Source organism: Pseudomonas sp. 18.1.10, assembly GCF_024655625.1.
Classification (GTDB): Bacteria; Pseudomonadota; Gammaproteobacteria; order Pseudomonadales; family Pseudomonadaceae; genus Aquipseudomonas.
In genome coordinates this window covers 1-9841 of record NZ_JANLGL010000201.1, presented here as the reverse complement: position 1 = coordinate 9841, position 9841 = coordinate 1, and the positions used below count along the sequence as shown (strand labels likewise).

Here is a 9841-nt window from a genome sequence, read left to right as displayed (position 1 = left end):
CTGACACACTGCTTTCGCGAGCAAGCCCGCTCCCACACAAGCCCGCTCCCACAGGAAAAGCCTCAGTCAATCCCCACATGAGCACCCCCCACTTGAACCTGCGCCGATTGAAGTACTTCGTGAAACTGGTGGACATCGGCAGCATGACCCAAGCCGCCGACGTGCTGCATGTCGCCCAACCCGCCCTCAGCCAACAACTGGCCACCCTCGAAGCCGAGTTGCAGCAACAACTGCTGATCCGCACCAAGCGCGGCGTCACGCCGACCGAAGCCGGCAAGGTGCTGTACGGCCATGCGCAGATCATCCTGCGCCAGTGCGAACAGGCCCAGAGCGATATCAACGCCACCGGCCAGGCCTTGTCCGGGCAGGTCTCGGTAGGCCTCGCCCCCGGCACGGCGGCCTCGACCTTGTCACTGCCGCTATTGCGCACCGTGCGCGAACGCCACCCCGGCATCCTGCTGTACCTCAACGAAAACTTCGGCACCACCCTGAGCGAGCTGATTATGAACGGCCGCATGGACATGGCCGTGCTCTACGGCGGCCGCGAAGTGCACGGCTTGAGTTTCGTCTCGCTGCTGCGCGAGCCGCTGTACCTGGTCAGCGCCGATCCTGCGCTTGACGGTCTTGAGGTGATCCCCCTGGCCGAACTGGCCGACATGGACATGCTGCTGCCCCGGCCCTACAACGTGATGCGGCGCATGGTGGACGAAGCCTTCCTGCGCATCGGCCTCGGCGCACGGGTGGTGGCCGAGATCGAATCGTCCACCACGCTCACCGCCGCCGTGGCCGATCACTTCGGCTCGACCATCCTGCCGGAGTCGTCGGCGCGAGTGTTGGCGGCGAACCCGGCGGTGCATATGTGTCGCATCGTCGAGCCCGAAGTGGAGGCGCCGTTGGCGTTGTGTTTGTCCGGGCATTTGCCGTTGTCGGTGCCGGCCCAGGCGGTCAAGGCGATCCTGCTGGAGCTGGTGGCGCAGATGCGCGGCAGCGCGGCTTGAGGGGTCATAAGGGCGGCTTATCACCCCAAAGCCAAAGCGTCTTGGCCGCTTTTCGAGGGGCTCGGTAGATTGGCCCCATCCACTCAAGACACGTTCGACAGGCAGGGGCCAACTATGGATTCAGCACGTATCAAGGGGTTGATGGATTTGCTGGCCGAATCCGATCTGCTGGAACTGAGCCTTACCGAAGGCGACAGCACGTTGCGGCTGTTCAAGCAGGCAGGGCAGGCGGCGATCAGCGTCGCGCCCACGGTGGTTGCAGCACCGGTTGCGGCAACACCAACGGCGGCGATTGAGATCAAGGCCAGCCTCTACGGCGTGCTGCACCTGACGCCCGCCGTCGGTGAGCCAGCGTTTGTAGGCGTGGGGCAAGCCATCGAAGCCGGCCAGACCGTGGCGGTGATCGAGGCGATGAAGATGTTCCACCCGGTCAAGGCCAAGGTGGCCGGCACGCTGGCTGAGATCCTGGCCCAGGCCGGGGCGGAAGTTGCCGCCGGCCAGGCGCTGTTCCGCCTCGATTGACCCTTATCCGTTATGCAGGTGAATTCAATGTTCGACAAAGTGCTGATCGCCAACCGTGGCGAAATTGCCCTGCGCATTCAGCGTGCCTGCCGTGGCCTGGGCATCAAGACCGTGGCGGTGTACTCCGAAGCGGACCGTCACGCGCAGTACGTCCAAAACGCCGACGAAGCGCTGTGTATCGGCCCGGCCGCGCCAGCCCTGAGCTACCTCAACCAGACGGCGCTGCTGTTTGCGGCCAAGGTCACCGGCGCCCAGGCGATCCATCCCGGCTACGGCTTTCTTTCGGAAAACGCCGGTTTCGCTGAACGCATCGAGGCGGCGGGCCTGACCTTTATCGGCCCCAGCGCCGCGTGCATCCGTACCATGGGCGACAAGGTCGCCGCCAAGCGTGCCATGCGTGAAGCCGGCGTGCCCTGCGTACCGGGGCCGGATTCAACGATGCCCAGCGACGACGCGAGCATCCTCGCCATCGCCGCCGAGATCGGCTACCCGGTGATCGTCAAGGCCGCCGGTGGCGGTGGTGGGCGCGGCATGCGTGTGGTGCAGGAGCAAGCCGAATTGCTCGCCGCCATTGCCCTCACCCGTGAAGAAGCACGCCTGGCCTTTGGCAACCCGGAGCTGTATATCGAGAAATTCCTCGGCCACCCGCGCCATGTGGAAATCCAGGTGCTGTGCGACGCCCACGGCCATGCGATCTGGCTTGGCTGCCGCGACTGCTCGTTGCAGCGCCGCCACCAGAAGGTGCTGGAAGAAGCCCCGGCCCCGGGGATCGATCCCGCGCTGATCGCCAAGGTCGGCGAACGCTGCGCCGAGGCGTGCCGCCAGATCGGCTATCGCGGCGTCGGCACCTTTGAATTCTTGTACGAGGACGGCGAGTTCTTCTTCATCGAGATGAACACCCGCCTGCAAGTCGAACACCCGGTCACCGAGATGACCACCGGCATCGACATCGTCCAGCAGCAACTGCGCATGGCCCGTGGCGAAGTGCTGGGCCTGCGCCAGGAGGATGTGCAGCTCAACGGCCACTCCCTGGAATGCCGCATCAACGCCGAAGACCCAAGCACCTTCATGCCCACCCCCGGCCTGATCCAACGCTGGGAAGTGCCCGGTGGCTTTGGCGTGCGCGTGGATTCCCATGTCACCACCGGCTACCGCGTGCCGCCGTATTACGACTCGATGGTAGCCAAGGTCATCACCCATGGTGCCACCCGCGAAGAAGCGATGGCGCGGATGCGTCTGGCGCTGAGCGAAATGATCGTGGATGGCATCAGCACCAATATCCCGCTGCACCGCGAGATTCTTGAAGACCCGGCCTTTCAAGCGGGCGGTGTCGATATTCATCACCTGGAGCGCTGGTTGCAGCAAAGGAGCCCGACATGAGCACCGCACCGACCATCAGCCTGTTGGGCTCCAGCGCCCTGTTGTTTGAAGCACCGGGCGAGCTCGACCTGGCCCCGCAACAGCGCATCTGGAACCTGGCCCTGCAAGCCGGCGAGTGGCCGGAAATCCACGAAGCCGTGCCCGGCATGAACAACCTGATGCTGACCTTTCTCAAGCCGCCGCGTGAACTCAACGGACTGTGTGAACGCCTGTTGCAAGCCTGGGAACACTGCGAGCCGCTGCCCCTGGAAGGCCGCATCGTCGAATTGCCGGTGGTCTATGGCGGCGAATTCGGCCCGCATATGGCGGATGTGATCGCCCACACCGGGCTGGACATCGAGACCATCGCCAACCTGCATTGCGAACCGCTGTACCCGGTGTACGCCTTGGGCAGCCACCCCGGTTATTGCTACCTCGGTGGCATGGACCCGCGCCTGGCCACGCCACGTCGGCAAGTGCCGGTGCTGAATATCGGCGCCGGTTCAGTGTCCATCGGCGGTGTGCAGACCGGCGTGTCCGCATCGGCCGGCCCCAGCGGCTGGAACACCATCGGCCGCACCGAGATGGCGTTTTTCGACCCCGCCCAAACCCCGCCAGCCATCTTGCGGCCGGGTGATTTCCTGCGCTTGCGCATCGAGAGGATCATTCGATGATCGAGATTCTATCGGCCACCGCCCTGGCCACCGTGCAGGACTTCGGCCGCTTCGGCAGCCTTGGTCAAGGCGTCGGTACGTCGGGCGCCATGGACCATCTGGCCCTGGCGCTGGGCAACCTGTTGCTGGGCAATCCCGAAGACGCTGCGGCGATTGAAGTCCCGTTGTTCCCGTTCGAAGTGCGGCTGCTGCACGACTGCGCCTTTGCCGTGACTGGCGCCGCTTGCGATGCCACCTTGGACGGCCAACCGTTGCCGCCGAATTGGGTGTACCAGGGTCGCGAAGGACAAGTCTTGAACCTGGGTTACCCGACCTCCGGCAGCCGCGCCTACCTGTGCCTCGCTGGCGGTGTGGACGTGCCTTCGGTACTCGGCTCACGCAGTACCCAACTGCGCGGCGAGTTTGGTGGTTTGGACGGCCGGGCGTTGCAGCAGGGTGACCGACTCGCCGCCTTGCGCCCCGGTATCAACACGTTGCCGTTGGACTTCGGCGTGTTGGCGCCAAGCCTCGCGCTGCCGTTGCAGGTTGACGGCGTGCCCGCCATGCGTGTGTTGCCCGCCGCCGAATATGAGCGCTTCCAGGAAGGCTCCCGCGCCGCGTTCTGGGCCGGTGAGTGGAAGATCACCACCCAGAGCAATCGCTACGGCTACCGCATGGAAGGCGAACCGCTGCTGCCCATCGCACCGATGGAAATCCGCTCCCACGGCATCGTGCCCGGGGTGATCCAGGTGCCCCACGGCGGCCAGCCGATCATCCAGATGCGCGACGCCCAGCCCAGCGGTGGCTACCCCAAGTTTGGCAGCGTGATCGAGGCCGACCTGTGGCGCCTCGGCCAGGCGCCCATTGGCGGCAAGGTGCGCTTTATCCAGTGCAGCTACGAAGAAGCCGTCGAGGCCCTGGAAACCAATCGCCGTTACCTGCGCGAAGTCAGCCGCCTGGTGGACCTGCACCGAGAGGGAGTGAAAGCATGACAATCGAGGAGATTCGCCAACTGGCACTGTGGCTCAAGGAACACCACTTGGCCGGCGCCGAACTGAGTCGCCCGGGCGCGCACCTGACGCTCAAGCGCGGTGCGCCTGCGGCCAGCGTTGCGGCACCCGTTGCCGTGGCGACGGGTGCGGACAAGGTGCTGCGCACGAACGGCCTGGGGCGCTTGCTGCTGACCCATCCACAACTTAGCGAACCCTTCGTAGCCGTGGGCGATTCGCTCAGCGCCGGGCAAATGGTGGCGGTCCTGCAAGTCGGCGACCTGCTGCTGCCCCAGCGCAGCCGTGAGGCCGCACGGGTGATTGATGTGCGTGTGCCCTGCGGCACCACCGTCGGCTACGGCGAGGCGTTCCTGGGTCTGGAGCAACAAGCATGAAAATCGATTTGAACGCCGACCTCGGCGAAGGCTTCGGCCCGTGGCGCATGGGTGAGGATGAAGCACTGATGCGCCTGATTTCCTCGGCCAACGTCGCCTGCGGCTACCACGCCGGCGATCCGCTGATTATGGACAACACCGTGCGCCTGGCGAAGGCCGGTGGCATTGACCTCGGCGCCCACGTGGGCTTCCCGGACCTGATGGGCTTTGGTCGGCGCCAGATGAATATCGAGATCAAGGAGCTGGCCACCTATGTGATCTACCAGCTCGGCGCCCTGGCCGGATTGGCTGCGGTGAATGGCCATCGCATGACCCATATGAGCTTCCACGGCGCCCTCGGCAACATGGCCGCCGCCGATGCCGCGCTGGCCGAACCGCTGGTGCGCGCGGTGGCGGCGTTTGATCCGACGCTGATTATCAGCTCGTCCAGCAGCCGCGCCATCGAAGGCGCTGCCGAGAAATGCGGCCTGCGTGTGGCGACCACGTTTCTGGCCGACCGCGCCTATGACGACGATTGCCTGCTGGTGCCGCGCAAGGTCGAAGGCTCGGTAATCAAGGCGCCGGCAGCGGTATTGAAGCGCGTGCGTCAGTTGCTGGAGGAGGGCACCGTCACCGCCCTCAGCGGCAAGGTGCTGCGGGTGCCGGCCCATTCGATCCTGCTGCACGGCGACACCCCCGGCGCAGTCGAGTTGGCGCGCACCATTCGAGAGGAAATCGAGCAGCTGGGCGGGCACATTACGCCAATCTCCCAACTGCTGGCCGCGTCATAAGCAGGCCTTATCGCCACACAACCATTGCGTCTTGGCCCAGCGCCTGAAGGCTGGATAGAGTCGAACCATAACCCGCAGCACAAGGATTACCCCATGCCATTTTCCGACTACAAAACCGCGCTGGTCACCGGGGCGTCCTCGGGCATCGGCGCCGCCGTTGTCGAGCGCCTGTGCCAGGAAGGCGTGCAGGTGCATGCCCTGGCCCGCAGCGCCGACAAGTTGCAGGCGCTGGCGGCCAAGACCGGCTGCATTGCCCACGCCATCGACGTGACCGACATCGCCGGGTTGACCCGGCTGTTCGCCGAAAACACCTTCGACATCCTGGTCAACAACGCCGGTGTCGACAAACCGGGCTCCCTGCTCAAGGCCGACGCCGACGGCATCGACCTGCTGATCGACGTCAACCTGCGCGCCGTGCTGCACCTGGCACGCCTGGCCTTGCCGGGCATGGTCGAGCGCGATTGCGGGCACATCATCAACATCAGCTCGATTGCCGCGGCCTACAACTTTGCCGGCAACTCTACCTATCACGCGACGAAGGCGGCGGTGAGCATGCTCTCGCGCCAGCTGCGTATCGATGCGTTCGGCAAGCGCGTGCGGGTCACCGAGATCTGCCCGGGGCGTGTGGCCACGGACATCTTTGCCCACGTGCACGGCGACTCCGAAGAGACCTACAAGCGTTTCGTCGAAGGCTTTGAATTGCCCCAGGCCGAAGACATCGCCAACGCCATCGCCTTTGCGATTGCCGCGCCGATTGCCGTCAACGTCGGGCACATGGAAATCACCCCGACCTTGCAGGTGCCGGGCGGGCTCTCCACCGCGCGTCCGCAGGATTACCAGGGCTGAACACCAGCCCCCTAAAACAGAACGGATCGATCCGTCAGCGCTGCATCCCGCCACGGCCACGCCGGGTGATTTTGATTCCTGCCCTAGCCCAATGCCGATAGGGATTGACCATGAAGCAAGACTTCGATTTGGCCGCGATTCTGCAAGGCGAGTACGCCGAGCTGATCGTCAAGGGCATCGAAATGACCTTGCAGCTGGCGTTGTTCGCCTGGCTGCTGGCGATGATTCTGGCGCTGACGCTGGTCACGGTGCGCCTGACCGGCAACAAGCTGGCCGACCGCCTGGTGGCGGGGTACGTGTCCTACCACCGCAACGTGCCGACCCTGGTGCAACTGATGCTGTGGTACTTCGGCGTGCCGACCCTGCTCAGCGAAAATGCGCAACTGTGGCTGGCCAGCCACAACACCGAGTACCTGTTTTCGGTGATCGCCCTGGGCCTGTGCCAGGCCGCGTATTTCTGTGAAGACATGCGCAGCGGCCTGCGCGCGATTCCCGCCGGGCAGACCGAAGCATCGCGGGCCCTGGGCCTGGGTTACGTGCGTTCGATGCGCTACGTGATCCTGCCCCAGGGCGTGCGCAACTGCCTGCCGTCGCTGATAAACCACACCGTGCTGCTGTTCAAGAACACCAGCCTGGCGATGGCGATCGGCGTGATGGAACTGACCTACGCCAGCCGCGAAGTGGAGAACTACACGTTCCGCACCTTCGAGTCGTACCTGGTGGCCACGGTGTTCTACCTGGTGTTTTCACTGCTGCTGATGGGCGCCGGGGCATTGCTCGCCCGGCACTTCAGCAAAGCCCTGGCGAGGTAGATCGCGATGTTCGATATCGTTGAAATCCTGCAGAACAACTGGACGCTGTTCCTCATCGGCCAATACCCCCACGGTCCCTTGGGCGGCCTCGCCAGCACCTTGATCCTCGCCGCGCTGGCACTGTTGCTGGCGTTCCCGTTCGGCCTGTTGCTGGCGCTGGCGCGGGTGTCGCCGTGGAAGGGCTTGTACTGGGTGGCCACGGTGTGGGTCTACGTGCTGCGCGGTATTCCGCTGCTGATGGTGATCTTCTGGACCTACTTCCTGGTGCCGTTGCTGATCGGCCATAACATCACCGGCTTCATGACCATGCTCTGCACCCTGGTGATCTACCAGAGCGCGTACCTGTGCGAAATCATTCGCGGCGGCATCCAGGCGTTGCCGAGCGGGCAATACGAAGCGTCCCGCGCCCTGGGCCTGGGCTACGTGCGCACCACGGTCTGGGTGATCCTGCCCCAGGCGTTGTACAACGCGCTGCCCAGCCTGATAAGCCAGTTCATCTCGATCATCAAGGAAACCTCCCTGGGCTACGTTATCAACGTGCAGGAAGTGACCTTCGCCGCCAACCAGGTCAACAACCAGTTGCTGACCAAGCCGTTCCAGGTGTTTTTCATCCTGGCGATCATCTACTACCTGCTGTGTTTCGGCCTGACCCGCCTGGCGGGCTGGGTAGAGCAACGCATTGCGCGCAAGCGCCTCGGTGACGGCGGGCAGACCGTGCCCGGCAAGCCGTTGCTGGCCACCGATAATTGAAGAGGGCTGCGCTCATGCATCCAATGATCATGTTTTCGAAAATCAATAAATGGTACGGCGAGTACCAGGCGCTCACCGACATCACCGCCGAAGTGAACCCCGGTGAAGTGGTGGTGCTGTGCGGGCCGTCGGGCTCGGGCAAGTCCACGCTGATTCGCACGGTCAACCGCCTGGAAGACATCCAGAACGGCCAGATCCTGTTCGACGGCCAGGACGTGCACGGCACCGACGCGCAGATCAATCGCCTGCGCAGCCGCGTGGGGTTTGTGTTCCAGAGCTTCAACCTGTTCCCGCACCTGTCGGTGCTGGAAAACATCACCCTGGCGCCGAACAAGCTGCGCAACCTCAAGGGCGCGGCGGCCAAGCAAAAGGCCATGGAACTGCTCGACCGCGTGGGCCTGGCGCACAAGGCCGGGGCCTACCCGGCGCAGCTGTCCGGCGGCCAGCAACAACGGGTGGCGATTGCCCGCGCCCTGGCGATGGAACCGCCGGTGATGCTGTTCGACGAGCCCACCAGCGCCCTCGACCCGGAAATGGTCGGCGAAGTGCTGAGCGTGATGAAGGGCTTGGCCAAGGACGGCATGACCATGATGTGCGTGACCCACGAGATGAACTTCGCCCGCGAAGTGGCCGACACCATCTGGTTTATGGACGCGGGGCAGATTCTGGAAAAGAGCAGCCCCGACGCCTTCTTCACCCAGCCTTCGCACCCGCGAGCGCAACGCTTCATCGCCGACCTGCGGGCCCACTGAGCTGCGGCGGCGTGATTCCTTCTGCCATTTTGCTTGTCCAACTTTCTGGAGATTTCCCATGGGTATGAAGCATCTGTTTACTGCGCTGGCATTGGGTCCATTGGCTGTGGCCTGCGCCCAGGCTGACCAATTGAGCGACATCCTCGCCAAGCAATCTTTGAGCTGCGGCGTGTACGCCGACGTGCCGCCGTTCTCCGCGCCGGACCCAAAGACCCGCGAGCTGGTGGGCATGGACGTGGACCTGTGCAAGGCCCTGGCCAAGACCATGGGCGTGGCCCTGGAACTCAAGCCGCTGTCGGTTGAAGCGCGCATTCCGGAAGTGAAGATGGGCCGCGTCGATGTGATCTTCGCCAACCTGGCGTACACCAAGACCCGTGCCGAACAGATCCAGTTCAGCGACCCGTACTACATCGCCAAGGAAACCCTGGTGGTGCGCGCGGCCAACGCCGACCAGCCGAAAAGCTTCTTCAAGGACAAACGCATCAGCTCCACCAAGGGCTCCACCTCGGAGCAATCGATCCGCATCGCCGGCGCCACCCCGGTGACCTTCCAGGACACCGGCTCGGCGTACATGGCCCTGCAACAGAACAAGGTGGTGGGCTTGGTCACCAACACCATGACCGCGCTGAAACTGGTCAACCAGGCCAAGGCCGGAGGCGTGGAACTGGCGATTGCCAAGGAACCGATGGCCCTGGAACCGATTGGCGCGGGCATGCGTCGTGATGAGCCGGCGTTCCTGGCTAAGGTCAATGAGTCGTTGATGGCGATGGAAAAGGCTGGCGAGATCGATGCGATCTGGGATCGCTGGATCGGCCCGAATACCGAATACAAGATGGTGCGCGAGGACAAGGTGCAGAGCTTGAGTGCGCTGAAGTTCGACCCGCTGCCATAAAGCGCTTCCAATTTCCCCCTGATGTACAAAGCTCAAAAATGTGGGAGCGGGCTTGCTCGCGAATGCGGTGGATCAGCAGCAGATGTAGTGGCTGACACTCCGC

12 protein-coding genes are annotated in these 9841 nt (G+C 64.0%); all 12 read left to right on the top strand.

Going from position 1 to position 9841, the window contains the following annotated elements; translation table 11 throughout:
* Positions 1–92: 92 nt before the first annotated feature.
* Positions 93–998 carry a nitrogen assimilation transcriptional regulator NAC gene (gene nac / locus NUV89_RS24160; RefSeq protein ID WP_257783303.1) on the top strand — a complete coding sequence of 302 codons (906 nt, stop codon included), beginning with the start codon at positions 93–95 and terminating at the stop codon, positions 996–998.
* 114 nt (positions 999–1112) lie between these two features.
* A complete protein-coding gene (locus NUV89_RS24155; protein ID WP_257783302.1) occupies positions 1113–1520 on the top strand; it encodes a biotin/lipoyl-containing protein in 408 nt (135 codons plus the stop codon).
* A 27-nt stretch (positions 1521–1547) separates the two neighbouring features.
* Positions 1548–2900, top strand: coding sequence for an acetyl-CoA carboxylase biotin carboxylase subunit (accC, locus tag NUV89_RS24150; RefSeq protein ID WP_257783301.1), 1353 nt, complete (start codon positions 1548–1550; stop codon positions 2898–2900).
* Entirely contained in the window at positions 2897–3553 is a 657-nt protein-coding gene (pxpB, locus tag NUV89_RS24145) for a 5-oxoprolinase subunit PxpB (RefSeq protein ID WP_257783300.1), read from the top strand. Before accC ends, pxpB begins: the two co-directional genes overlap by 4 nt.
* Entirely contained in the window at positions 3550–4524 is a 975-nt protein-coding gene (locus tag NUV89_RS24140) for a biotin-dependent carboxyltransferase family protein (protein ID WP_257783299.1), read from the top strand. Before pxpB ends, NUV89_RS24140 begins: the two co-directional genes overlap by 4 nt.
* Complete coding sequence (locus NUV89_RS24135; protein WP_257783298.1) at positions 4521–4916, top strand: acetyl-CoA carboxylase biotin carboxyl carrier protein subunit; 396 nt, start codon at positions 4521–4523, stop codon at positions 4914–4916. Before NUV89_RS24140 ends, NUV89_RS24135 begins: the two co-directional genes overlap by 4 nt.
* Positions 4913–5686: a LamB/YcsF family protein gene (locus tag NUV89_RS24130; protein WP_257783297.1), complete on the top strand. Its 774-nt coding sequence runs from the start codon at positions 4913–4915 to the stop codon at positions 5684–5686. Before NUV89_RS24135 ends, NUV89_RS24130 begins: the two co-directional genes overlap by 4 nt.
* A 93-nt stretch (positions 5687–5779) precedes the next feature.
* The gene (locus NUV89_RS24125) at positions 5780–6532 is read left to right on the top strand and encodes an SDR family oxidoreductase (protein ID WP_257783296.1); all 753 of its coding nucleotides are present in this window, start codon (positions 5780–5782) and stop codon (positions 6530–6532) included.
* Between the two features lie 110 nt (positions 6533–6642).
* Complete coding sequence (locus NUV89_RS24120) at positions 6643–7344, top strand: amino acid ABC transporter permease (RefSeq protein WP_017737198.1); 702 nt, start codon at positions 6643–6645, stop codon at positions 7342–7344.
* Positions 7345–7350: 6 nt separating this feature from the next.
* Complete coding sequence (locus NUV89_RS24115) at positions 7351–8094, top strand: amino acid ABC transporter permease (protein ID WP_257783295.1); 744 nt, start codon at positions 7351–7353, stop codon at positions 8092–8094.
* Positions 8095–8117: 23 nt separating this feature from the next.
* Entirely contained in the window at positions 8118–8846 is a 729-nt protein-coding gene (locus NUV89_RS24110) for an amino acid ABC transporter ATP-binding protein (RefSeq protein WP_177414126.1), read from the top strand.
* 58 nt (positions 8847–8904) lie between these two features.
* Positions 8905–9738: an ABC transporter substrate-binding protein gene (locus NUV89_RS24105; protein WP_017737201.1), complete on the top strand. Its 834-nt coding sequence runs from the start codon at positions 8905–8907 to the stop codon at positions 9736–9738.
* Positions 9739–9841: the final 103 nt, after the last annotated feature.

Bases quoted from the DNA above. Each gene is read 5' to 3' on its own strand.
- NUV89_RS24125 (WP_257783296.1), top strand. From the start codon at position 5,780: ATGCCATTTTCCGACTACAAAACCGCGCTGGTCACCGGGGCGTCCTCG.
- NUV89_RS24135 (WP_257783298.1), top strand. From the start codon at position 4,521: ATGACAATCGAGGAGATTCGCCAACTGGCACTGTGGCTCAAGGAACAC.
- NUV89_RS24105 (WP_017737201.1), top strand. From the start codon at position 8,905: ATGGGTATGAAGCATCTGTTTACTGCGCTGGCATTGGGTCCATTGGCT.
- NUV89_RS24110 (WP_177414126.1), top strand. From the start codon at position 8,118: ATGATCATGTTTTCGAAAATCAATAAATGGTACGGCGAGTACCAGGCG.
- NUV89_RS24115 (WP_257783295.1), top strand. From the start codon at position 7,351: ATGTTCGATATCGTTGAAATCCTGCAGAACAACTGGACGCTGTTCCTC.
- NUV89_RS24155 (WP_257783302.1), top strand. From the start codon at position 1,113: ATGGATTCAGCACGTATCAAGGGGTTGATGGATTTGCTGGCCGAATCC.
- accC (WP_257783301.1), top strand. From the start codon at position 1,548: ATGTTCGACAAAGTGCTGATCGCCAACCGTGGCGAAATTGCCCTGCGC.
- NUV89_RS24120 (WP_017737198.1), top strand. From the start codon at position 6,643: ATGAAGCAAGACTTCGATTTGGCCGCGATTCTGCAAGGCGAGTACGCC.
- NUV89_RS24130 (WP_257783297.1), top strand. From the start codon at position 4,913: ATGAAAATCGATTTGAACGCCGACCTCGGCGAAGGCTTCGGCCCGTGG.
- NUV89_RS24140 (WP_257783299.1), top strand. From the start codon at position 3,550: ATGATCGAGATTCTATCGGCCACCGCCCTGGCCACCGTGCAGGACTTC.
- pxpB (WP_257783300.1), top strand. From the start codon at position 2,897: ATGAGCACCGCACCGACCATCAGCCTGTTGGGCTCCAGCGCCCTGTTG.